This is a genomic window from Nostoc sp. PCC 7107 (assembly GCF_000316625.1).
GTDB lineage: Bacteria > Cyanobacteriota > Cyanobacteriia > Cyanobacteriales > Nostocaceae > Nostoc_B.
On sequence record NC_019676.1, the window covers coordinates 5592635 to 5616593 of the forward strand.

Genomic DNA, 23959 nt, shown 5'->3' on the forward strand with positions numbered 1-23959 from the left:
TTAGCGATTACAAAAGGCTTAATTCAGTAGCTTTGGGGCTGATGTTTGTAACATACAACTATTGATTAGTAAATACTGACTGATGAAAATTATTGCCTACATTTATTGTGATGCTCTTTTAGAATCTGTGCCTCAAAGCATTAATTGGCAATGGGAAGTAGAACGAGTTTATGAAGATTTAGTTAAGGGAGATACCAGTGGATACACAAAGCGATCGCAATTACAACAACTACTCACAGACTGCCAAAATGAACCAGTAGAATATCTGCTGGTGCGTCGTTTGGAAGAATTAGGGGATACGGTAGAAGAAGTAAGCGATCGCTTAAATCAATTAGAAGCGATGGGTGTAGCTATAATTGCTACTGAACAATCCTACACCTCAGAGCAATCCCACTTTCGGGGTGAGTTACTGAAATTACTCCAAGAAATCCAACATCAACAACGAAGTCGGCGCATTCGCCAAGGACACGCCCGCAATCGTTTAGAAGCCGCACCCCCACCCGGAAAAACACCCTACGGCTATCGCCGTGGTCAAGGAAAATACATTATTGACCGCAGTACTTCCCCAGTGGTGAAAGAGTTTTTTGATAATTTTTTACTTTACGGTTCCTTGCGCGGCGCAGTGCGTTACTTAGCGAAAAAATACGGTAAGAAAATTTCTGTCACCACTGGGCGACGCTGGTTAACTAATCCTGTTTATCGGGGAGATACTGCTTATCTCAATGGTGAAATTATCTCTGACACTCATACTTCAATTATTTCCAGAGAAGAAGCGGCTCAAATTGACCGACTTTTGCGCCGTAATAGCCGCTTACCCTCTCGTACCGCCAGCGCCCCGCGTTCTTTAGCTGGGTTAGTTGTTTGCGGCGAATGTCAATCTCATACAACAGTCACTCGTGTTACCCGCCGCTACCAAGATAAAGAGTACCTTTATTTACGTCCTATTAATTGTCCTCTCAATCCCAAGTGTCGAGCCATTTCCTACCAAGACATTTTAGAATCTACGATCGCTAAAGTTTGTCGTGATTTACCATTGGCAGTAGCCGGAATAAATTCTCCTGAATTGGACACAGTAAAGAATAGTTTAGTAGATGCGATCGCTCGTCAACAAGAAATTCTCGCTCAGTTACCTGCTTTAATTGAAACTGGCATTTTAGATGTAGAAACAGCAAAATTCAGAGAGTACAAACTCCGCACAGAAATCTCTGCACTCCAAGCAAAGCTGGCGACACTTCCCCCAGTTAATCTACGTTCTGTAGCTCAAGCCGTTTCCATTCCCCAATTTTGGTTAGATTTATCAGAAGCAGAACGACGTTTTTACCTACGAGAATTTATTCGCCAAATTGAAATTGTCCGTCAAGATAAAGAATGGGATTTGCGCGTGGTCTTTATTTTTTAGTACATCATCAAAGACTTTCCATTAAGGTAATACACTTTTGCATTTGCTGACCCATAGTCTCAACATCTGCATGAAATCTCCGGCCATGACCTGGTAAAACCCATTCAAAACTATAATTAGCCAGATTCCGCATAGATTTAATTTGTTCTGACCAAGAATACCAACAGTGGTCACGAAATGCAGCTAATTGGTGTCTAGTTTCTGACCAAGCGAGATGGTCGCCTGTGAACAAAAACTTATGTTTGTAGAGTAAAACTGTGTGTCCTTTGGTGTGTCCAGGAACGGGAATAATTAATAAATCTGAAGTTAATGCAAATGGGTCTATACCTGTTAGCTGAATTTCTACATTACGAGTACCGCCAGAAATATCATCAGCGTGAAGAATTCTTTCACATTGAAAATGTTCAGCATACTTTTGATGATCTGCTACATCATCTTGATGAGTCAAATACATATAACGAATTCCCCCCATCTCTTCTAGCTGCTTAACTAGAGGTGGTGTAAAACGGGGAGAATCTACCAAAATATTACTATTACCTTCTTCTAATTGAATAAAATAACTAGCAGCAGCGTAAGATTTTTCTGAGTGATAGCCGCAATGGTAGACATTTTCTGCTACCAAAATCGGAAAAGTTTCTTGAGTGTTTTTAATATCTTTGGGTTTATCAACTGTCCCAATAGAACTTGTCGGGCAAGCTAGAAGTGCTTGAAGTGCGGTTAATCTTTCTTCTTCGTTGCTTGGTTGGTGATAAACTGCCGATTGTTCATCAACACGAGAAAAAACCTCTGGACTCATCCAGCGACAGGTATCACAATCAATACAGGTAGTATCTACATAAAAATCGCCGTTAGTATTTTGGGGGCGACGCAAATCTAAGTGAGCCATGTTAACCTCTTGGGCTGACCATAAACCCCAATAGAACTACGTTAGCAAATATGATTGTCCACTGAGATCAATTATTCTTAAACTACAAGACCCCGGACTTTCATAAAAAGCCGGGGATGTGAGCCTCTCGATTTTTCTACATCAAGCTAAATAAAACCAAAGCATGAATTATAAATTTATAAAATTCATACTTCAGACTTCATACTTTTAGACAGTTGAGATATCTTTTTCTTTTTCTGCCAACAGTTCGTTAATTTTAGCTGTGTATTTGTCAGTAAGTTTTTGCAGTTTATCTTGTTGGTCTTTGGCTTCGTCCTCAGAAACTTCTGAGGCTTTCTCCTGCTTACGAATTGTGTCTAGAGCCTCACGGCGGATGTTACGAATAGCAACGCGACCTTCTTCAGCGTACTTAGCAGCCAGTTTAACGAATTCTTTCCGGCGATCGCTTGTTAATGGCGGAATGTTGAGCCGAATCACCGAACCGTCGTTATTGGGTGTTAAACCAACATCAGAAAGAGAGATAGCCTTCTCAACAATGTTTAAACTGCTTTTGTCGTAAGGTTGAATCAAAATTGTAGTTGCATCTGGCGTGCTAATGTTCGCCAATGATTTTAAGGCTGTTGGTGAACCGTAATAATCCACCATCACCTTATCTAATAGACTGCTATTGGCGCGACCAGTGCGAATTGTATTAAATGCGCGTTGAGTGGACTCAACGGTTTTTTGCATCGTACTCTCAGCTTCAGCTAATTTCACAAGAACCTCCCACAAGGGTGCCGATTGATTCTCCCATGACTGCGCGGCAGATGTTACCTCGCACCGTTAAGTCAAATACAAGAATTGGAATATTGTTTTCTTTACACAAGGCAATCGCAGTACTATCCATTACCCGCAAATCATGAGTCAAAACGTGTGCGTAGGTAAGGGTGGTAAAACGTTTGGCGTTAGGATAAATTTGGGGGTCAGCATCATATATTCCATCTACCTTGGTGGCTTTAAAAATCGCTTCTGCATCAATTTCTGCGGCTCTCAATGCCGCAGCCGTGTCAGTGGTAAAAAAGGGATTTCCTGAACCAGCGCCAAAAATTACCACCCGTCCTTTTTCAAGATGACGGATGGCACGACGACGAATATATGGTTCTGCTAACTCTTGCATGGCGATCGCAGTCTGTACCCGCGTCTGTACCCCTATTCGTTCTAGCGAATCTTGCAGCGTCATGGCATTCATTACCGTGGCAATCATACCGATGTAGTCAGCGGTTGCCCTATCCATCCCCGCCGATGCCGCCTTTACGCCACGAAAAATATTGCCGCCGCCAACGACTATGGCGATTTGAACGCCAGTGGCTATCACCTCTGCTACTTCTTGTGCTACTTCTTTGACCACTTCTGGATCAATGCCATAGCCCATGTTGCCCATTAAGGCTTCACCGCTTAGTTTAAGTAAAACCCGTCGGTAATTCGTTCCCATGAAGTTACGCTTTATCGAAAAAGTTGCAATTGCCTCCAATTTAAGATAGCAGCACAATGACTATCTATGTCTAGTTGCGCCAAATCAATGAAGTTCCCACTGGTTCTGTTTCTTGGGGGTTAATTGCTTGACTTTTAAAGCAAGAAGCGATCGCATTTCGTAAATAATCTTCTCTTACAGATGATGGTGCTTGCGGATAACTATCAATTTGCCCTTTATAACGCACCAGCCCATTACTATCTATTAAAAAAGCCATCGGAGTTTTAATTGCGCCAAAACTCCGTGTGACATCTTGAGTAGAATCCCAAAGATAGGGAAAGTTTAATCTTTGGTGGGCGGCAAAAGCTTTCATGTTGTCAAAGCTTTCTGTAGGGTACTTAATAGCATCACAGCCATTTATCCCAATTAGCGTAAAGCCACTCCCAGCAAATTCCCCTTGGATTTTTTTGAACTTGTCTAGATATAAGTTGACATAAGGACAGTGGTTGCCCATAAAAACAACGCCAACTGCCCGGTATTTTTCCAAATAACGCCTGAGATGATGTACTCGCTCGTCAATTCCTGGCAGTTCAAAATCTGGGGCATAGCCGCCAACAGGAGTATAAATTGTTTCTAGTATAGTCATCTTCGTGAACCAGAAGGAACTAGGAACAAAAGTTTAGGTGAAATTTAGCGTCATTTTTCTGGCAGCCAACCACCCTATTGCAGATGCTCGATATCAAACGATTGTAGAGATCAACAGAGAAACCGTAAATTGTAAAACTACTGAATATCAAACCGTTGATAAATATATTACATTAAGTATATGGGGTTGGAATATCAATATCTAGGTTTTCTATAGCTTTTAAGCAATTATAAATAAATTTAACTCAGTCTTTATACTTGCCTTAAATTAAAGAGAGTGATCAATTTAGCTCTTATTTAATTTTATTGCTAGTACACTCTTTACAATATGCCTCTACAATTTAAGATAAATTACCAAAAATATTACGAAATATTAAAATTAGTAAATAAAAATACAGATTTCCGATGAATACTTCTACAAGTGATTTAACCGCAAAAACTTGGATGTGGCAGGGGTTCCCAATTTGCTATCAAACTCAAGGAACTACTGGGCCTGCCGTTATTTTAGTACATGGCTTTGGCGCTTCTGGATGGCATTGGCGGAAAAACATCCCAGTACTAGCCCAAAATTGTCGGGTTTATGCCATAGATTTACTTGGCTTCGGTGGTTCTGCAAAACCTCAACCGGGAGAAAAAATTGCTTACACCTTAGAACTGTGGGGACAGCAAGTAGCAGACTTTTGCCGGGAAGTTGTAGGTGAACCAGCTTTTTTAGTGGGAAATTCCATTGGCTGTATTGTAGCCATGCAAGCCGCAGTTAGTTCTCCAGATATTGCCTTGGGAGTAGCGTTAATTAACTGTTCTTTAAGATTACTGCACGATCGCAAACGAGAAACTCTACCTTGGACTCGGCGTGTGGGTGCGCCGATTTTACAACGGGTATTGTCGATTAAACCTATTGGGCAATTCTTTTTTAATCAAGTTGCCAAACCCAAAACCGTGCGGAAAATCTTGCTGCAAGCTTACGCCAATGCAGAGACAGTCACAGATGAACTAGTCGATATTCTCACCGCGCCAGCAAAAGATCCTGGTGCTGTGGCGGTGTTTTTGGCATTTACCTCATACTCCACAGGGCCGTTACCAGAAGACTTACTGCCATTATTAACTTGTCCAGCAATTATTTTATGGGGAACCGCCGACCCTTGGGAACCAGTCAATTTAGGGCGAGAGTTAGCTAACTACCCATCAGTGGAAAAATTCATTCCCTTAGAAGGAGTAGGACATTGCCCCCAAGATGAAGCACCAGAGTTAGTCAACCCGATTTTACAAGATTGGATACAGGAGCGATAGTCAGAAGAAATTTCAGGGATTTCAATGAGGAACAAATATGAGAAAATTCCAGCCTACTTTGTATGAGTGAAGCGGTCTACATCGAAACCAGCATCTTGGGTTATCTCACAGCCAGATCAACCAAAAACCTGATTCTAGCTGCAAATATGGAGATTACAAAAGACTGGTGGGAATCTCGTCGAAGCGCCTTCATTCTCTACGCTTCAGAGGCAGTTATAGAAGAGGTTGCACAAGGAGATAGTGTGATCGCCGCACAACGACTAGAGATTCTACGCGGGTTTCCCTTATTGGCGTTGAACCAAGACGTACAAGATTTAGCCGCACAACTTCTGTCCCGGAGCAATCTGCCTCCAAAAGCAAGAGTTGACGCAATTCACATTGCTGCTGCAACCGTCCACGGCATGGATTACCTGCTAACTTGGAACTGTAAGCATATTGCGAATGCTCAAATTCAGGGAAAGTTGGCAGAGATTAGCCTCGATTTTGGCTATGTGCTGCCTGTTCTCTACACACCAAACGAACTGATGGGAGGTTAAGTCATGTGGGAAGATGAGATTGTCAAAGAAATCCACCAAATCCGCGAAGCATATGCAAAGTCTTTCAATTATGACCTAGATGCAATATTTGCAGATTTACGCAAGAAGGAAACTGAAAGCGGCAGAAAAATCGTGAGCTTGTCGCGGAGGCGCGGTCTAATAACACGTTGGAGCGGACGGGCAAGCGATCTTGGTAGGGATACTGAGGATACTAGCCACCGCTCAACTTAGCCGTTAGTCAACGGAATTTTACAAGATTTGATAGAGGAGCGATCGCAAGCAAGTTTTAAAATCTAACTAACAAGCGATCGGCATCAGCTTACAATAAAGCCATAGACAAACCGAAAATTGGAACGATGACAGTACGACAACCCCGCTACAGCAAAGAGGAATTTGCCCAACGAGGTGATTATATTTATGAAACTCAGATCAAACCTCAAGTTGAGGCTGGGAATGACGGCAAAATTGTAGCGATTGATCTTGAAACTGGTGACTTTGAAATTGACAAAAGCGAAATTGTAGCTTGCGATCGCCTCGAAACCCGTCACCCCGATGCTCAAATTTGGATTGTCCGAATTGGCTCTCGCCATGTTCGTCGATTTGGCGGACGGACTCCGAGAACTGCATGATTACTGGAGTAGTCAATGCAGAATTTGAACCAATTATTCCACTTTCAATTCGTCGCTTTGATGGCAAAGTTTTTACAAAAGATGCGATTGTAGACACAGGTTTCAATGGTTGGCTGTCGTTGCCTCCAGATGCGATCGCCGAGTTAAACTTGAGATGGAAAAGACGAGGACGGGCAATTCTTGGAGATGGCAGTGAGTGTGTTTTCAACGTCTACGAAGCTGTTGTAGTCTGGGATAGCACCTTGCTAACAATCCCAGTGGACGAAGCTGATTCAGAACCGCTTGTTGGAATGTTATTGATGGAAGGCTATCAGCTAACGATGCAGATTTTTGAAGGTGGTAGCGTCAAACTTCGCAAAGTCAAGACGGTCTAACAATCCCGTTGAACACAAACCGTACAGAGTCTTTTCGTGGAGTCCGAGAAATTACTAGCGGTGGGTGAACAAGGTTGTTAGTCGATGGAATTTTGCAGGATTGGATGCAGGCGCGATCGCACATTTTAAAATCCAACTAACCTGAGTTGCATTTGTGCAAAATTGACAGGTGCAGGATAATAGAGATAGTTTAATTGGCATTTCTAGTCTTTCATGCAGTTTGAATGGGATGAGGCAAAAAATTTAGAGAATATTCGCAAGCATGAGATTGATTTTGCTGATGTTCCTGAAATGTTTGAGAGTCCAATGCTAATTGAGCTAGACAATCGGTTTGATTATGGCGAAGACCGTTGGTTCGGTATCGGTTTCCTCGGTAACGGTGTAGCGGTGGTGGTTTGGACAGAACGACAGAATGACGTAATTCGGATCATTTCAGCACGAAGGGCAAATAGATATGAGCGGCGAAGACTTGAGCAGTACCTCTCGTACTAATTGGGCAGCATTAGAGGCAATGGACGATGAGGGTATTGATTACTCCGATATCCCACCATTGACAGAGGAGTTTTTTGAGAAAGCAACTCTACGAATTCCTGCAACTCAAGCACAGCAGTTAGTTCAGATTGAACCTGATGTGTTGAAGTGGTTTCAAGCTCAAGATGGTGAATACAAAACTTTAATCAACTCAATCTTGCGTCAATACATTGAAAGTCATAGTAAAGTAAACACTCAGCCGTGTAACAATTCGCTGCAAGCAGACTAAAACAAGATTTTGATGCTGAGTTTGACATTCATTGCAGCTGCTCAAGTGAACCATTATTTATCAGATTTGGATGCAAGAGCGATCGCAAACTTCCAAATCTAATTAACAGGCGATCGGTGTAAACTTAGACACTAATTTTATCTTTATTCGTAAGATAAATCGGATGCCATACTGCGTTTGTTCAAGCAATTCCTTTGGGCGTTATTCTATGAGATGTCATACAGAAAAATTCTGTTGAATACTCTAAATAGGGATGTTATGCGGACAAAGTCTGGATAACACCAAGGGATATACGGAGAGATTCTATATAATTTGATAGTAATAATGTCCATAATCACCAAAGCTGGTTGTAATTGAAAAGGTAAACATATGGATCAAATAATAACTATTTTACTGCAAGGATTAACAATTATCAGTACTGGGGCGTTGTCAAAAGTTGGTGAGAATATTACCGATCATACCGCAAATTTAGCAAAATCATTCGTGGCTTTACTCAGTCGTAAGTCTCCAGATAGTCAAACTGAAAATTTATTGACGACAGGACAAAAAATTGATTATCAGCAAGCGGTTATCGATCTGGAACCAATCGTCAGCGATCCGGCTGATCCTGAAGTAGTGAAATTATTGGAAGAAATACGAACATTCCTATCGAATGATCGAAAACCAGTAGCAGTAGTAGATCTTTATGAATTGATGACACAAAGTAATTCTCAAAATATTCAGGTAGGTGCCAAGGATTTAGAAGCGGAAGAATTGGATGCTGAAGTAGATCAAACAATCTCGCCGTCTGATCCTGGAAAGACTAACAGCCAGACGGTTCTCGAAAGAGTTGAAATCATAGGTAAAGTAAAGCTCAAAAGCAACCAAATAATTTATTAATTAGACAATGATCTTACTGTAGCTACAATCCCAAGAGTTTTTTTAGAACGTATTCTAAAATTGATGGATAACAAATTCAATCAAATTGAAATTACTCAAATTGGCATTAAGAGGCTATTTATAAAGTAAATCTAAAAGCGAAAAGAAAAGAGTTATGACAACGATAAGATACATTAAACGTAGTGTATTTACATAGTTAGGTATGGCGCGAAAGTCTTACCCCACAGACTTAACAGATATGGAGTGGGAAATCCTAGCCCCCTTGATTCCACCAGCGAAAGAAGGAGGACACCCGCGCACAACTGATATGCGGGAGGTATGCAACGCTATCTACTATCACCTGAAGACAGGATGCCAATGGAATATGCTTCCGGGAGACTTCCCGCCCAGCTCAACTGTATACAACTACTACCGCAAATGGCAGCGCAAAGGGGTATGGGAAAAATTAAACCATTCATTACGCGGTCAGGTTCGCTTAAAATTAGGTAAATCAACACAACCCAGCGCCCTCGCCGCAGACAGTCAGTCAGTTAAAACTGACCAAAAAAGGGGGATGTGTACGGTTTTGATGGCGGTAAAAAGGTAAAAGGGCGAAAGCGACAGACTTTGGTTGATAGCCTGGGATTATTGTTGAAAGTGGTTGTAAGTGAAGCAAATGCCCCAGAGCGAGTGCTTGCTGCCTATGCTTTGATGGAATTGTTAGAGGAGCGTCCTGAATTACTTGAGAAAGTTGAAGTTTTATGGGTTGATTCCGGTTATGACGGTGATAAGTTTGCTCTTTGTGTTTGGTTGATGATCCAAGCTCATGTTGAAGTCATACGGCGTACCGAGTCAGAATTTCAGGTTTTACCGAAACGTTGGGTAGTCGAAAGAACATTTGGGTGGTTTAACCAATATCATCGTCTCAGCAAAGATTATGAGCGCCTACCCGAAATGAGTGAAGCTGCTATATATGCTGTTATGACTCGGATTATGTTGCGTCGTCTTGTCGTCTAAAGATTTACTTTATAAATAGTCTCTTACTGTTCTTGTCGGTTTATCAGGAATATATCGACAGCAAGAAAAATATGATGCGATGGAGAAATTCTTGAAAAGAGCATTAACAATTACTGAATCATCAATGGGTACTGATCATCCAAACTCAAAAAGGATTCGGGAAGTCATTCTTGAGTACCAGCAAGAAGCAATTGAACTTAATTGGTGGCAATGGATTTTGAGTGAGTCATTTACATTTGTCTTACGTTTGACATTTATACAAATTGATGATCAAAAAAGAACTATCAATCCAAAATGGTGGCAGACAATAATTGTAATTATATGTTTACCATTTATACTAATTTTTAACTTGATACGTTGGCTAAACAAATATTTTTGTGGCAAATATTTCAGGAGCTAGTTGTGTTAATTTATAATATTATCTAGCTTGAAAAGGAGCGATTGTTAACTTGCAAGAACAGCTTGATGCTTTGCGAACTGTAGCTAAATTTCGCTTGAGTCAACAGGTTTATGACGAGGCTCTTAGACAAGTTGGGGAATTGCAGTAGTTTCGGCGCGGTCTAATAAATAGTTAGTCGATGGAATTTTACAAGATTGGAGCAGGGAGCGATCGCAGATTTTAACATCTAACTAACAGGCGATCGGCATCAGCTAATCCTTTGGGCGTTATTCTATGGGATGTTATGAGGTACTTTGCCTTTCCGGAAAAGCTATAATTTTCTCAAGGTAGAGAGGTACAAAGGGTTATGTCCAATCTGGAGCAAATCGAAGCGGCAATCCTTTCGTTGCCATCAAGTGATTTTGAGAAATTAAGACTGTGGTTTCTTGATTTAGACTACGAACGCTGGGACGAGCAGATAGAGCAAGACATCGAAGAAGGTAAATTAGAGGCGCTTGCTCAAGATGCGATCGCTGAGTTTGAAGCAGGGCATTGGAATTTGACAGGATTGGATACAGGAGCGATCGCAAGTTTTAATATCTAGCTAACAGGCGATTTTTTTATAAGGTATTATAGAGGGGTTCAAAAAGTTGGCGTAACAACTTGGAGCCAGCGTATGCAAGCCATTCTTTTAAGCCGCGAAGAAGTTGCGCGTCGGGCAAAGCAACTGTACGAGGGTGGAATCCGCCAAAAGGTCGAAACTGAGGAAAACATCGGTAAGATGGTCATCATCGACATTGAAACAGGGGATTATGAAGTTGATAAAACTGGACTGCAAGCATCCCGGAATCTCAGCAAGAAGCACCCGAACGCCCGACTCTTTGGTATTCGCATTGGCTACAACGTTGCTGTCTCATTTGGTGGGGTGATGGAGCAGGTTCACAAGTGATTGCTGGAATTGTGACAGATAGACACGCCACTGTCGCACTGACCTTTCTGCTTCGGAACGGTTCAAGCATCCCGATTGAGTTTGTCATCGATACAGGCTTTACTGGAGAACTCTGTCTTCCTTCGGAAGCGGTGTCATTGATGGGTTTAACATTTAGGCACGATACGCCTGCAAATTTGGCAGATAACACTGAAGTGTTGCTTCCAATTTATGAGGCGACTGTTCTTTGGAATGGTGAAGAACGAGAAGTCCTTGTCATTGCTACAGGAAGACGACCTTTACTTGGAACTGCTTTGCTTGATGAGCAGGAACTTGTGATTCAGTTTACAGAGGGCGGGTTGGTGACAATTGATGAATTGTAAATGCTGCTCTAACTTGACGCAGCACAGGCTAACAACACAGTGGAGTGGACAGTAGAGAGTCTTCGCACCTCGTTTCGATTATATCTGCCACCGCTCACCATAGCAGTTAGTCAATGGAATTGCACAGAATTGGATTGAGGAGCGATCGCAAGCAAGTTTTAAACTCTAACTAAATATTCCGTGATGTTTCTTACCATTGATTGAAGACAAATTCACCTCATATCAGCAAACTGAAGTGGTAAGCGCAAGGATAAAATTAGGCGAAACCATGAACAGACGTAAGGAACTCTTTCGTATCGTCTTGGCAATATCAATTATCATCGTTGGCATTACACACTTTGCTATACCAGCACCTTACGTCAAAATCATGCCACCACAACTGCCCTACCCTTTAGGATTAGTTTATCTCAGTGGCTTTTATGAGATTTTAGGTGGTATTGGGTTATTAATTCCGCCTGTGAGTCAAGCTGCGGCTTGGGGACTAGTACTGCTGTTTATTGCTGTTTTCCCTGCCAATATCAATATGGCAATTAATCATATTAAAATTGAAACCATACCATATTCAGATTCGCCTATATTTCAAGCAATTAGATTGCCATTACAAGCAGTGTTAATCGCTTGGGCTTGGTGGTATACAAGACCTTCAGATAAAGAAATCCAAGCTTCGTTAGTTCCCAAATCACTTATTCCTAAAGTATTAGAATGGTAATTTATTATTATGAGTACATCACAGACCGTCCAACAATTACAAGCAGAATTAATCACACCGGAAAATTTTCGGCGTTATGGACAAGTAATTTTTGCAAGCACAGATGGTAAGCAATTTGATGTGGAAGATGCTCAATTAAATCTGCAAAATGGAACTCCAAGATTTTATATTATGCGTCTAGAAAAGCGTGGACGTAAATTTAATAAAATTACGCGTCATGTGCAATGCACTCAATGTTTAGGTTCATTAGAAGGAAAGGATTGGTTCATTGCTGTATGTCCTCCCCATAATAAATTGGATGAACCAGTTTTAGAAGAACTTGCTGCTTTTCAGATTCCAGGGAATTGTTTTATTAAGTTAAATGAGGGAACTTGGCACGCTGGCCCTTATTTTGATCATGAAATTGTAGATTTTTATAATTTAGAACTGGCTGATACAAATGTGGTGGATCATTTCACCCATGATTTTCTAAAGAGTCATCAATTAGAGTTTGAGATGGTATAAGCTGCTTTTGTTGATCATTGAGATAGATTAATGCACTTGAGGCAATCGCAACCAAATTTTTGAGTCATTATTGCCGATAACTGCTGGGAAGCTTGACTATCAAGGTGCAATTCTCGCTTGATTTGCTCATAAGTCTCGCCCACCTGTGTAAAATAACTAGGCAGATCAGCAACAAGTATCAAAAGTTATGGTTAACCCTAAAATTGGCATTATTGGTGGTAGCGGACTATACAAAATGGCCGCTTTGAAGGATATAGAAGAAGTGCAAATTGAAACGCCCTTTGGTTCGCCTTCCGATGCTGTGATTTTGGGGACACTAGAAGGGACAAAGGTAGCTTTTTTGGCGCGTCATGGGCGCAATCATACCCTGTTACCTTCAGAATTACCATTTCGTGCCAACATCTATGCAATGAAGCAATTAGGGGTAGAATATTTAATTTCGGCTAGTGCGGTGGGTTCTTTAAAAACCGAAGCCAAACCATTAGATATGGTAGTTCCAGACCAGTTTATAGACCGGACAAAAAATCGTATTTCCACCTTTTTTGGGGAAGGAATTGTGGCGCATATTGCCTTTGGTGATCCGATTTGTCACAATTTAGCTGGAGTTTTAGCAGAAGCGATCGCATCTCTCAATTTACCAGATGTCACCCTACATTGTGGCGGCACATATATCTGCATGGAAGGGCCAGCATTTTCCACCAAAGCCGAATCTAACCTTTATCGCAGTTGGGGCGCAACGGTAATTGGGATGACCAACTTACCAGAAGCCAAGTTAGCCAGAGAAGCCGAGATCGCTTACGCAACTTTAGCACTAGTCACTGATTACGATTGTTGGCATCCAGATCATGATAGCGTTACCGTCGAGATGGTAATTGGTAACTTGCAACGCAACGCACTCAACGCTCAAAAAGTCATTCAAGAAACCGTCCACCGTTTAAGTGAAAATCCGCCACTCAGTGACGCACACTCCGCTTTGAAATATGCAATTTTGACTCAATTAGATAAAGCTCCCGCAGCAACCAAAGAAAAGTTAAATTTGTTATTACAAAAGTATTTATAAATGTAGGTTGGGTGAAGCGCAGCGCAACCCAACATAAGTTTTGGTGTTGGCGTTAATTTTGTTTTGCCCAATCTACTAGCAATAACCTTAGTATTCTCAGGACTTACGTACAGGCTACGGAAAATCGAACCACAGAGACACAGAGTTCACGAAGGAATCAGGTTAGAGAGGTTTTTTGCGTAAGTCCTATATTCTTGGCTTAAATACGATCCTGGAATAATTGGTGATTTGTATGTCCATTGAACTGAGCCGGATAAAAGTTAATTACGATATATTCAACAACATTGAATCATTTTTAATTCAATGGGCTGATAACTATGATGGAGAAGCTGATGATTCTCTTGAAGTTAATAACGGTTTTCCAGAGGTATTATATTTTCTTCTAACTGGTTCAAAAGACATATCAGCAGCATGGTTCAGTGATTCTAAATTCCTAGTCCAAGAAATATTAATACCGAACTATGGAAATGTTTTGCTAGTCGATGCTTTAGCTGGCGGAAAATGTTTAAAGTCATTACGCTCTCATGGACTGATAGCAACTTATTTAACCTTTGAACAGGTTCAGGAAGTTGCTCAAGCTTTGTCTAAAATTGCTCAGGAAGATTTAGCATCACGTTGGGATGCTTTGAACATATTTGCCAGTGCAGAGCGTCGTAAAATAATTGGTAGTTTGGAGAAGTTGCAACCAAACTTTAGGAACTTGGAACAATCTGTAGAGAATATTGAAGATTTCTCTGAATATTTTATCAACGAATTTGTTGCTTACTATGTTGATGCTGCTAAAAATAATCTGGGAATTGTAATTCTTGATTGTACGTAGTCAAAGTTTGGTCTTGTTGGGTTTCACTTCGTTACACCCAACCTACTAATTATTATCAATTTTTGGCAAAACCACAAATTTCAATTTCTTCTTGATTAAAAGCATCCATCAATATCTTACGCAGAACGCGCTGAATATGCAGGTGTTTTCCTGGTTTAACTTTTGTCAAGGTCAGCAACAATAAGTTATTCTCACCAAAATGTTCTATTCCAGCTACTCTCGTGGGTTCTATAATATCCCGTTCATCTGCTTTTAACTGCTGTCCTACTTTTTCAACCACTCTATATACATGATCTAAATTGGAGTTGTAAGAAACACTAACTTCTACCCTGGCATATATATATTGCTTAGAAAAGTTGATAATTGAACCTATATCTCCATTACGAATAATTTGTAATTGACCATCAGGATGACGAACATGAGTGGTTCGCAGTTCAATCGCCTCTACAACCCCTTCAACAGTTCTCTCTTCCATTTTCCCAGCTTCAACATAATCACCAACTAAGTAATAGTTTTCAAACAAAATCAAAAATCCACAAACAACATCATTAATTAAGTTTTGCGCCCCTAGCCCAACTGCTATCCCTACAATTCCTGCACCTGCTAAGATAGGCGCAGGATCAATACCAATCAGTTTGAGTATAGTTACTCCGCCAGTAAAATAGATAAAGTATTTGGCAAAACTCCGAATTAAGGGAATAAGTGTTAGCCGTTTCTGTCGTTGTGAATCGTTACTATCTGTAGTTCTTAAATAGAACTCATCCAGAATAAAGTAAGCGACTTCTATTAAAACGTTGCTAACAAAGAAAACTCCAATAATCTGTACAATTCTCGGAGTATAGGCACTTATCCAAGCGATTGGTTCTATTTCTGGCAGAACGAGATTTACTATACCTACATAAAGAACATATTCTAAACATTTTTTGAATAAAGGAATTAAGTGGCGTAAACGTTCATACAAACGCAGTAAATTGTTAGAATTAGAAAACTTTAAGCTGAGGGCATCCAGGGTATCAACAATAGTAGCAACTGCTTTGACAATGAGTAAACCAACTGAGATAGTGAGATAAATTTTTAACGCAATAAAAAGATATTTAGTAACAACGGCTGGCAGGTACAAAAAATCTGCACATAAAATAGCAGAATATATCCATATACTATGAATAATAATTCTTTTTAATGTTTGGAAAAAAGCCTCAACACTCTCATCATTAGCTTTGATTTGATCTGCTTTTTTAGCGTAGTCGCAAATCCAGTTTATCCCTCGGCTTAAGGGTGGTACTGTAAATTTAACTAGTAATAGCAAAGTTATGGTTTTTAAACTGGCAGTAAATAAATTAACCCAAAATTGAGTGGGAAGACTGCGAATCAGATTAAGTTGAAATTCTTGAACGTTTCCACCACGATAAATTATTATTCCATTCACACTAACCAGTGCTAGACATAGCACCACCGCAATCAGGATGAAAATTCTGCTAATACTCCGGCGCAAGAAAATTATATTGTCAGTTTTTCCTTGCATCCAAGAAACATTAGCCAACTGCTTGAAGATTATGCCAATCAGCCAGTTAAACAGCCAGAAAATGACGATTAAAAATATGATTTCACCCAGGATAATTAGTATATTCATCTCTTAAATATCAATTGTTCGCTGTTCTTTGTTCTGACTTCGTTAATCCGACTTCCAAGTTCCGTGGAAACTAGGGGGAATGACACTAGGTAATCTCAGTTTGCACACAGGTTCTTCGTCCAGGCGATCGCTATCAAAGATCCAAACTTCACTACTATGAGAATTACCATCGTAGACAACTGTCATTACCCAACTTTGATTGGGGTTTTGGGTATCTTGAGCAGGTAATGGTTCTGAAGGATAAAGATTGTCTGGAAATTTCGCTTCTGTCAGGATTTCAGTGTGGTGATCAAAGCGGGCGATCGCATTTAATAGTTCTTGGCTAATATCTGTGCCTTTTTGAAATGAGGCAAAATATGTATACCGAGAGATTTGCCCGACATTTTGCTGTGGTACATTGGGGAATTCGCAATGTCTATCTAGCACTTGCTCAATACTCGTGACTTTGGCAGTTTCGGGCTGAAGATGTATTCTTGTGAGTGTACTTTCAGCAGCCGTGTGAGTTTTACCTGTAGATACTTCCTTCAGATATTGGTTGGTTTGAAAGTCTTTGTATTGAGCAATATCTACAATCACTGAACCACTAGCATCTAGATAACCGTTGGCAAAATGCCATTGATACCACGGTTCGGTTTCACCACGACTCACCAGAGATAATGTCTGGCGATCAAAAACTAAAATTTGAGTACCTAGTTGAGGTTGCCACTCTAGTGCATCACTATAGCTTGTTCCTATCAGTACAGGCAAAATATTCAACCGCACTGGGGGAATGCAAAACACAAGATATTGTCCTGCTAAAACAAAATCATGCAATATTGGCAATCCGCTCAGGGAGTATGTTGCTTGTTGGGTAATTTTTCCAGTGGAATTGCTCTTATATAGATTTAGTTTGCCATTTAATCCGGGAGTGACACCAAAGTTAAAAATTTCCCCGGTTTGCTTGTCGCGCTTATAATGTGCAGAATAGCTAAATCCTTGATTTAACCCTCCTAAATCATCTTCACCGTGGGTTTCTAAAGTTTGCAAATCTAAAGCGTAGGGTTTACCAGCTTCCCACAGTGCTAGGAGTTTATCTGGAAGGGCTATCACCGAAGTATTCGCAGTGTTTTTCACTGGTTTGAGCCATTGATTCCAAAAGGCTCCTGGTGCAGTCATACCATAGTTACCGTAAAGCAGTTTAGCGGCGGCGGCTTCTTCTTTGTAGCCAGAGGTTTGTACGTAGCGATAAACGGCGCTGGCTCCTGCATCGGTAAAATGGACAGCGAGAATTGCTCCATCGCCATCAAACCAATGTCCCATCAGCTTTCCGCCACGTTCTAGCCGTCCAGTCCCATTACGGTAGAGTGTGCCGCGTAAGCCATTGGGGATTTTACCAGAGATAACCGGCAATTGAGTCAGGGGAAATTCTGTTGCAGGTTGAGCGATCGCACCTGCCCAAGCTTTTTGTGTTGATGTTTTACTGATAGTAGGCATTTTTTGATTATATTGATTATATAAAGTAACAGTTTCGAGCCTGTAAATCATGTTTAAAAACATAGCTCGAAACCTTAATTATATGTACCTACGCTCTCATGAATTCTGAAGTCTTCTGCAAGTTATTTGACTCACTTACAACAATATGTTTGTAGTCTACGCGGAAAATCATCTATGCCTATAATTCTTGGCGGCGGTGGTTGGCGGCTTGTAATAACAAAGACTCGGCAAAAGCGATCGCTTCTATTGCAGATTTACCCCCGGCTAACTGCGCTAGTTCTTCGCGGCGTGTATTGATGTTATCTAAATAAGTAACCCTGACCACAGTACGCTGTTCTGTACTGCCGTTGTTTGTTTTCTTACCTTTACCTTGAGTAATAGTTTGCTTATCAACCCGGAAATGACGGTCAGCCATCGCGGCTACTAAAGGTTGGTGGGTGACACATAATACTTGATGGACTTGACCGAGTTGGTGTAATTTTTCGGCGATCGCTTGGGCGACTCTCCCAGATACGCCGACATCAATTTCATCAAATACCAATGTTCCGGCGGAGTCTGCTTGAGAAAAACAAGCTTTTAGCGCGAGTAAAAAACGGCTCATTTCCCCACCAGAGGCAATTTCTGTCAATGGTTGCAATGGTTCCCCAGGGTTAGGGCTGAATACAAAGGTGATTTTGTCTGCACCCGCCGCTGTGGGGACGATGGGTACTATTTCCACTTGGAACTGTACTTTTTCCATCGCCAGCGGTTTCAGTTCGGCGATCAACCGGGTTTCTAAATTATTCGCAGTTTGACGGCGCAATTTAGTTAACTTTTGGCAAGCTTGGGTAAGTTTATCAAAACAAGTTTTTTCTTGCTGTTCCAAACTTTCAATCGATTGTTCACTATCGTTGAGTTCGGCTAATTCTTGTTGGATGCGTTGGTAATAGGCGATCGCTTCTGTGAGTGTCGGCCCATACTTGCGGCAAATTTGCTTTAATTCTCGAATTCGTTCTTCTACTTCTTCCAATCGTTGCGGATCGGCTTCTAAACTGTCCCCGTAGGCGTTAATCTGTCGTCCTACTTCCACAACTGCGGTTTGTGCATCTCTCACCAATTCTAATAATGATTGCAGTTGACTATCATATTCCACCATGTCATTTAAGGTGGTTTCGCTGTCTCCCAACAAGTCGGCGGCGGCTGGTGTGTCTCCGTCATTTTGATACAAAGCCTGATAAACTTTGTAACTCATCTGTTGCAAATCAACGACGTGATTTAACCGTTCCCGTTCTTGTGTGAGTTGTTCTAATTCTTGCGCTTCGCTGAGGTTGGCGGTTGTTAACTCTTGCACCTGATAGGTTAGTAAGTCGAGTTGTTGTAGGCGTTCCCGTTCTGATGTGCGACGTTTTTCTAAGGCTAAATGGGCTTGTTGGTAAGCATGATAAGCTGTGGCAATTACTTGACGTTGCTTAATTAAAGCATCGCCACCATACACATCCAACCATTCCCGAACTTGGGCAGATTGTCCGACTTGGACAGTTTGACCTTGGGCTGTAATTTCTACTAGGCGATCGCGCAATCCTACCATAAGTTGCCGATTCACTAACACACCATTTACCCGCGATCGGCTGCGAATATTACTACCTGTGGCTGTAATTTCTCTACTGATAATTACTGAGTTATCATCAATTAAATCTATTTCCTGTTCAGTTAACCAAGCGGCTAAAGACTGATTAGATTGAAAAGTCGCTTCTACCATTGCGCGGCTTGTCCCAGTCCGAATCACTCGGCTGGAGACTTTACCACCCAAAGCCGCGTCAATCGCATCTAAGATAATCGACTTTCCCGCGCCGGTTTCACCTGTTAAGACATTTAGCCCAACGCCAAATTCTAGTTCCAGTTGGTCAATCAGGGCAAAGTTTTCAATTCGCAGACCAAGCAACATCAGGCTTCTCCCTTTTTTAGTGCTGAGTGCTGAGTTTTGAGTGCTGAGTGTGTTATTGAAAAAATTTTTAATTTTTAAGTGCCTACGGCACTCCTTCTCCTGACTCAGCAAAGCCACTTGCTTCAACGGAGGAAACCTCCCTTCGGGTTCGCAGTTCCTTCAAATCGGCAAAGCCGCCTAACGGAATGCTCACCGCAACGCAGTGGCTCTCAGCACTTTCAACTCAGCACTTACAATGGAACTAGTACCTCCACTTCAGTGTAGCAAACCTAGCCTTTGCCCCTGCTGGTGTAAATAAATATTTTGAGTGGTAGTAGCCACAACATTCTTGTGCGGAAAATGCTAATTAAGCTGATCCCCAATATTAGGGATGTTGATAGCTAAACATATTGTTACAATACTTAACAAGTTCCATTCGACTGGTAGCTTTCTTCATGATGGTTAAGACACTTCCCCGAACTTCCCAAACGATTGAGGGCGAACTACACAAGACTGAAGTCGTATCAGACAATGGTACACAAGCTTTAGTCGTCAGAACGCCTAGTCAGTTAATCCAAAACGCCGAGTATGAAGCAATAAAGTACAATCCGTTAGATGTGGCGGCGCATTATCAAAAGAGACCGCTACAAGTTTTGCAGCGAATTGCTACGGTATTGCAACCAACTCTAGCCTTTGCTTTTGGGGTGTGGTGGGATATTAAACGGGGAAAAGTTGTTAAAAATGATCGTCGCCGGGCTGTGCAACTGCGAGAATTGCTGACGCAACTGGGGCCTGCTTACATCAAAATAGGTCAAGCATTATCTACCAGGCCAGATTTAGTACCACCTGTTTATTTAGAAGAATTAACTAAGTTACAAGACCAGTTACCGCCTTTCCCAAATGAAATTGCTTACCAGTTTATTCAAGAAGAACTAGGCGCACCACCAGAAGAAATTTATACAGAACTTTCCATTGAACCCATTGCGGCGGCTTCCTTGGGACAAGTTTATAAAGGTAAACTAAAAACAGGTGAAGAAGTTGCAGTTAAAGTCCAGCGTCCTGATTTAAGAGAAAGAATTACAATTGACTTGTATATTTTGCGCCGCATCGCTGGTTGGGTACAACATAACGTCAAACGGGTGCGGAGTGATTTAGTCGGAATTTTAGATGAATTAGGCGATCGCATTTTTGAAGAAATGGATTATATCCATGAAGGTGAAAATGCCGAGCGATTCTTTCAGTTGTACGGTCATATTAGAGACATTTACGTCCCAAAAATTTACTGGGAATATACTAACCGTCGCGTCCTGACGATGGAATGGATTAACGGGACAAAACTAACCCAGACAGCAGAAATTAGCGCTCAAGGTATAGATGCACGTTATTTAATAGAAGTTGGTGTCCAGTGTTCTTTGCGACAGTTACTAGAACATGGATTTTTCCACGCTGACCCGCACCCAGGTAATTTGTTAGCCACACCAGACGGGAAATTAGCGTATCTCGACTTTGGGATGATGAGCGAGATTCAGCCACCCCAAAGATATGGTTTAATTGAGGCGATTGTTCACGTAGTCAACCGTGATTTTGAAGGTTTAGCCCAAGATTACGTCAAACTAGACTTTTTAACACCAGACACAGACCTTACGCCCATTATCCCCGCATTCGCCAGAGTCTTTGCTGATGCTCAAGGTGCGAGTGTAGCAGAACTCAACATTAAAAGCATCACGGATGAACTCTCAGCGTTGATGTATGAGTATCCCTTCCGCGTTCCTCCCTACTACGCTTTAATTATTCGCTCTCTGGTGACATTAGAAGGAATTGCCATATTTATCGATCCTAACTTCAAAGTTCTCAGCGAAGCTTATCCTTACGTTTCTAAAAGGTTGCTAACTGACCCAGCGCCCCAATTAAGAACATCACTACGAGATTTACTCTTTAAAGAAGGCAAATTCCGCTGGAATCGCTTAGAAAATTTGTTACGCAATGCCCGTAATAATGAAGACTACGACTTTAATTTAGTCTTAAATCAAGGTTTAGATTTTCTCTCTTCCGAACGTGGTGCATTTATTCGTGACAGATTAGTAGATGAATTCGTCAACGGAGTTAATGCTTTAAGTAAAAATGTGCTGCACAACTTCACCTATTTACTGCGGGAACGGGTAGGTTTGACAGCAGTTAACGAAACACCAGCCGCAACAGTAGAACAACAGCAAACCTTAGAGCATATCAAACAAATTTTGCAAATTCTTCAAGAAACCCGTGGTTTTGACCCCATGCAACTAGCTCCTCAGTTTGCCCAATTATTAGTTAATCCTGGTGTGCAGCGTTTAGGTCAACAAATTGGGACGCGTTTGGTACAGAAGTCTTTAGCACATTTAATTCGAGAGTTATTAGCAGCAGAAGATATTGAGCAAATCAGAACGCGAAGCGAAGGAGTCAAGGTTTAATTAACCGACAATTCAATTTTGATCATAAATAACTTAGGTTATATATCTTAAGTGGAGGCTTGCTCTGACATGATTCTCTCCTATGGCCAATGAAAGCTGCTTTTTAGATAGCTAAATTGAGAACGTGAATCAACTAAAAGTTTTTACTAACTGCAAAAGTCAAAAACTATAGTTCATAACCAGGAGCAATATTATGTCAGATACTAGCAAACGCGGCTTTGCTTCTATGGATGAAGATAAGCAACGCGAAATCGCCAGCAAAGGCGGACACGCTGCTCATGAAAAAGGTACTGCTCACGAATTCACTTCCGAAGAAGCTCGTGAAGCTGGTCGTAAGGGCGGTGAAACTGTCAGCCAAGATAGAGAACACATGGCCGAAATTGGTCGTGAAGGTGGAAAGCACTCTCACGGCGGTGGTCGCAAGAAACAACAAGATGATGCTGACGATGCACAAGATACTGAATCAAAGGGTACTCAGGGTGGTACAAGCGAACAGCACGCTGAAGCAGGTCGCCAAAGCCACAAGAACAAGAACAAATAGTTTCTTGTTAGGACTCGTACACAAAGATTAGTGGTTGTAAAGGGGTGTGGGGAAGCAAGCTAATTGACAGAGTTTTGTGATTCGGGAATACCCACAGTCAATAATCGGTAAAAGCGATCGCCAATTCCAAGGAATTTTACATAGAGCGATATGCTAAATTTGCTACAGATGTAGTTGTCTAGCTATCTTCTGAACTAGGCATCATCAGATAAAATCGGCGCGGGGAAATTCTCAATTTCCCCGCGTCTTCACATCTACGTCGATAGATGATAAAACTGAGACACTTGTAACCTATCACCTGCTATAAGTTATTGTGACATTGTGCTTGTGAAGACTTAATAGTTAGTTATGCCAAAGCCGCGTTTTGTCCGTTTTTTTCGCTATCTTAATTGGCGCACCCTCAAAAAAACCTTTGCTCGGACAATCGAACGACGACTATTAGGACTGGCGGCTGAAATTGCCTTCAATGCCATGTTATCTTTATTTCCGGCTATTTTGGCAGTACTCACAGCCATCGGCTTGTTAGCAGAGTCTTTACAAGATACCTTTAGGCAAATGGCAACTTTATTGAGTCAAGTTGCGCCAGAAGAAGCACTGATTTTGATTCGGGATTTTGCCAGTAGAGAAATTGCCCACTCTAAAAATAGTAGTTTATTTTCTCTGAGCTTTGCGATCGCTATTTGGACTGCTTCCGGTGCAGTAAGTACGGCGATGACTGCATTTGATCAAATCCATCAAACTCCACCACAAAAGAGCCGCCCTTTTTGGCAAGCTAAACTGATATCCTTGGGCTTGACATTTGGTACTATTGTACTGTTGATGTTGGCTTCGTTTCTAATCTTTGTCAGTGACTTAGTGTTGACCATAGTAGTGCATGAGCATCATTCTTTACTTTTCTTACAGCACCTTTGGCAGTTGTTACGCTGGCCTGTGAGTTTAGGTATTGTTGCCAGCGCCTTTAGTTTTATTTATCGCTATGGGCCTAGTGTGTGGAATTCCGGTACACCCATTATGCCAGGAGCAAGTTTAGCCGCGATTTTTTGGGCAATACTCTCATCACTGTTTCGGCTTTATGTAGCCAATTTTGGCAACTACAACAAAGTTTATGGAGCAGTTGGGACTGTCATCGTTTTAATGTTGTGGCTATGGATGAGTGCGGCTGTTTTACTCATAGGCAATCAATTAAACGTGATTGTTGGCGAAGATATGCACTACCAGAAGGTAGGAAGCGGGGAACAAGAGAGCAGGGGGGCAGAGGAGGAAAAAAATTTATAACTCAGCACTTGTAAATTAAGTATTAGGACAAACTCTTGTCAAATTGCCCAGCAGCAGTAAAAT

At 41.4% G+C, this 23959-nt stretch carries 27 protein-coding genes and 1 pseudogene; 21 read left to right on the forward strand and 7 right to left on the reverse strand.

Features of this window, described 5'->3' with window-relative positions:
* The first annotated feature begins 82 nt into the window (after positions 1 to 82).
* Positions 83 to 1399 carry a recombinase family protein gene (locus NOS7107_RS23815; protein WP_015115493.1) on the forward strand — a complete coding sequence of 439 codons (1317 nt, stop codon included), beginning with the start codon at positions 83 to 85 and terminating at the stop codon, positions 1397 to 1399.
* A gap of 7 nt (positions 1400 to 1406) precedes the next feature.
* Here NOS7107_RS23815 and NOS7107_RS23820 read toward each other — a convergent pair whose 3' ends face one another.
* The 4 genes from NOS7107_RS23820 to NOS7107_RS23835 form a co-directional block, all read right to left on the reverse strand.
* Positions 1407 to 2285 carry an MBL fold metallo-hydrolase gene (locus NOS7107_RS23820; protein WP_015115494.1) on the reverse strand — a complete coding sequence of 293 codons (879 nt, stop codon included), beginning with the start codon at positions 2283 to 2285 and terminating at the stop codon, positions 1407 to 1409.
* Between the two features lie 207 nt (positions 2286 to 2492).
* A complete protein-coding gene (gene frr / locus NOS7107_RS23825; protein WP_015115495.1) occupies positions 2493 to 3041 on the reverse strand; it encodes a ribosome recycling factor in 549 nt (182 codons plus the stop codon).
* Positions 3028 to 3756 (reverse strand): UMP kinase, encoded by a 729-nt coding sequence (pyrH, locus tag NOS7107_RS23830; protein WP_015115496.1) that lies wholly within the window; start codon positions 3754 to 3756, stop codon positions 3028 to 3030. Before pyrH ends, frr begins: the two co-directional genes overlap by 14 nt.
* 70 nt (positions 3757 to 3826) lie before the next feature.
* Positions 3827 to 4381: a thioredoxin family protein gene (locus NOS7107_RS23835; protein WP_015115497.1), complete on the reverse strand. Its 555-nt coding sequence runs from the start codon at positions 4379 to 4381 to the stop codon at positions 3827 to 3829.
* Positions 4382 to 4785: 404 nt separating this feature from the next.
* Here NOS7107_RS23835 and NOS7107_RS23840 point away from each other — a divergent pair, with 404 nt between their 5' ends.
* From NOS7107_RS23840 to NOS7107_RS23925, 17 genes and pseudogenes are all read left to right on the forward strand, one after another.
* Positions 4786 to 5670: an alpha/beta fold hydrolase gene (locus NOS7107_RS23840; RefSeq protein WP_015115498.1), complete on the forward strand. Its 885-nt coding sequence runs from the start codon at positions 4786 to 4788 to the stop codon at positions 5668 to 5670.
* Between the two features lie 62 nt (positions 5671 to 5732).
* Positions 5733 to 6206 (forward strand): type II toxin-antitoxin system VapC family toxin, encoded by a 474-nt coding sequence (locus tag NOS7107_RS23845; RefSeq protein ID WP_015115499.1) that lies wholly within the window; start codon positions 5733 to 5735, stop codon positions 6204 to 6206.
* A gap of 356 nt (positions 6207 to 6562) precedes the next feature.
* On the forward strand, positions 6563 to 6835 hold the full coding sequence (locus NOS7107_RS23855; protein WP_015115501.1) for a hypothetical protein: 273 nt from the start codon (positions 6563 to 6565) through the stop codon (positions 6833 to 6835).
* Entirely contained in the window at positions 6832 to 7209 is a 378-nt protein-coding gene (locus NOS7107_RS23860) for a hypothetical protein (RefSeq protein WP_015115502.1), read from the forward strand. Before NOS7107_RS23855 ends, NOS7107_RS23860 begins: the two co-directional genes overlap by 4 nt.
* Positions 7210 to 7422: 213 nt before the next feature.
* Positions 7423 to 7701 carry a BrnT family toxin gene (locus NOS7107_RS23865; protein ID WP_015115503.1) on the forward strand — a complete coding sequence of 93 codons (279 nt, stop codon included), beginning with the start codon at positions 7423 to 7425 and terminating at the stop codon, positions 7699 to 7701.
* A complete protein-coding gene (locus NOS7107_RS23870; RefSeq protein WP_015115504.1) occupies positions 7664 to 7969 on the forward strand; it encodes a BrnA antitoxin family protein in 306 nt (101 codons plus the stop codon). The genes NOS7107_RS23865 and NOS7107_RS23870 overlap by 38 nt, the downstream gene beginning before the upstream one ends.
* 369 nt (positions 7970 to 8338) lie before the next feature.
* Complete coding sequence (locus NOS7107_RS23875) at positions 8339 to 8848, forward strand: hypothetical protein (protein ID WP_015115505.1); 510 nt, start codon at positions 8339 to 8341, stop codon at positions 8846 to 8848.
* A gap of 202 nt (positions 8849 to 9050) precedes the next feature.
* Positions 9051 to 9844 (forward strand): IS5 family transposase gene (locus NOS7107_RS28165; protein ID WP_085999800.1). Its coding sequence is split into 2 segments (ribosomal slippage): positions 9051 to 9390 and positions 9390 to 9844, totalling 795 coding nucleotides; the frame shifts between segments, so codons are not numbered across the junction.
* Positions 9845 to 9881: 37 nt separating this feature from the next.
* A pseudogene (locus tag NOS7107_RS23890) lies at positions 9882 to 10244 on the forward strand (tetratricopeptide repeat protein); the annotation flags it as partial.
* 40 nt (positions 10245 to 10284) lie between these two features.
* Positions 10285 to 10392 carry a hypothetical protein gene (locus NOS7107_RS28170; RefSeq protein WP_157374278.1) on the forward strand — a complete coding sequence of 36 codons (108 nt, stop codon included), beginning with the start codon at positions 10285 to 10287 and terminating at the stop codon, positions 10390 to 10392.
* Between the two features lie 198 nt (positions 10393 to 10590).
* Positions 10591 to 10827, forward strand: coding sequence for a hypothetical protein (locus tag NOS7107_RS23895; RefSeq protein WP_015115507.1), 237 nt, complete (start codon positions 10591 to 10593; stop codon positions 10825 to 10827).
* Between the two features lie 72 nt (positions 10828 to 10899).
* On the forward strand, positions 10900 to 11172 hold the full coding sequence (locus tag NOS7107_RS23900) for a hypothetical protein (protein ID WP_015115508.1): 273 nt from the start codon (positions 10900 to 10902) through the stop codon (positions 11170 to 11172).
* A complete protein-coding gene (locus tag NOS7107_RS23905) occupies positions 11169 to 11534 on the forward strand; it encodes a clan AA aspartic protease (RefSeq protein WP_015115509.1) in 366 nt (121 codons plus the stop codon). The genes NOS7107_RS23900 and NOS7107_RS23905 overlap by 4 nt, the downstream gene beginning before the upstream one ends.
* A gap of 268 nt (positions 11535 to 11802) precedes the next feature.
* Positions 11803 to 12243 (forward strand): DoxX family protein, encoded by a 441-nt coding sequence (locus tag NOS7107_RS23910; protein WP_015115510.1) that lies wholly within the window; start codon positions 11803 to 11805, stop codon positions 12241 to 12243.
* Positions 12244 to 12252: 9 nt separating this feature from the next.
* Entirely contained in the window at positions 12253 to 12747 is a 495-nt protein-coding gene (locus tag NOS7107_RS23915) for an ureidoglycolate lyase (protein ID WP_015115511.1), read from the forward strand.
* Positions 12748 to 12934: 187 nt separating this feature from the next.
* Complete coding sequence (locus NOS7107_RS23920; RefSeq protein WP_015115512.1) at positions 12935 to 13807, forward strand: S-methyl-5'-thioadenosine phosphorylase; 873 nt, start codon at positions 12935 to 12937, stop codon at positions 13805 to 13807.
* Positions 13808 to 14039: 232 nt separating this feature from the next.
* Positions 14040 to 14627, forward strand: coding sequence for a DUF1877 family protein (locus tag NOS7107_RS23925; RefSeq protein WP_015115513.1), 588 nt, complete (start codon positions 14040 to 14042; stop codon positions 14625 to 14627).
* A 55-nt stretch (positions 14628 to 14682) separates the two neighbouring features.
* Here NOS7107_RS23925 and NOS7107_RS23930 read toward each other — a convergent pair whose 3' ends face one another.
* From NOS7107_RS23930 to recN, 3 genes are all read right to left on the reverse strand, one after another.
* Positions 14683 to 16257 carry a mechanosensitive ion channel family protein gene (locus NOS7107_RS23930; protein ID WP_015115514.1) on the reverse strand — a complete coding sequence of 525 codons (1575 nt, stop codon included), beginning with the start codon at positions 16255 to 16257 and terminating at the stop codon, positions 14683 to 14685.
* Between the two features lie 42 nt (positions 16258 to 16299).
* A complete protein-coding gene (locus NOS7107_RS23935) occupies positions 16300 to 17730 on the reverse strand; it encodes a carotenoid oxygenase family protein (protein WP_044501104.1) in 1431 nt (476 codons plus the stop codon).
* A gap of 178 nt (positions 17731 to 17908) precedes the next feature.
* A complete protein-coding gene (recN, locus tag NOS7107_RS23940; protein WP_015115516.1) occupies positions 17909 to 19654 on the reverse strand; it encodes a DNA repair protein RecN in 1746 nt (581 codons plus the stop codon).
* Positions 19655 to 20088: 434 nt separating this feature from the next.
* On the opposite strand from recN, the gene NOS7107_RS23945 reads away from it, so the two are divergent.
* The 3 genes from NOS7107_RS23945 to NOS7107_RS23955 all read left to right on the forward strand — a co-directional run bounded on the left by NOS7107_RS23945 (position 20089) and on the right by NOS7107_RS23955 (position 23896).
* Positions 20089 to 22080 carry an AarF/ABC1/UbiB kinase family protein gene (locus NOS7107_RS23945; RefSeq protein WP_015115517.1) on the forward strand — a complete coding sequence of 664 codons (1992 nt, stop codon included), beginning with the start codon at positions 20089 to 20091 and terminating at the stop codon, positions 22078 to 22080.
* 193 nt (positions 22081 to 22273) lie between these two features.
* Entirely contained in the window at positions 22274 to 22621 is a 348-nt protein-coding gene (locus NOS7107_RS23950; protein ID WP_015115518.1) for a KGG domain-containing protein, read from the forward strand.
* Between the two features lie 348 nt (positions 22622 to 22969).
* Positions 22970 to 23896, forward strand: a complete 927-nt coding sequence (locus NOS7107_RS23955) for a YihY/virulence factor BrkB family protein (RefSeq protein ID WP_015115519.1) — start codon at positions 22970 to 22972, stop codon at positions 23894 to 23896.
* Positions 23897 to 23959 lie beyond the last annotated feature (63 nt).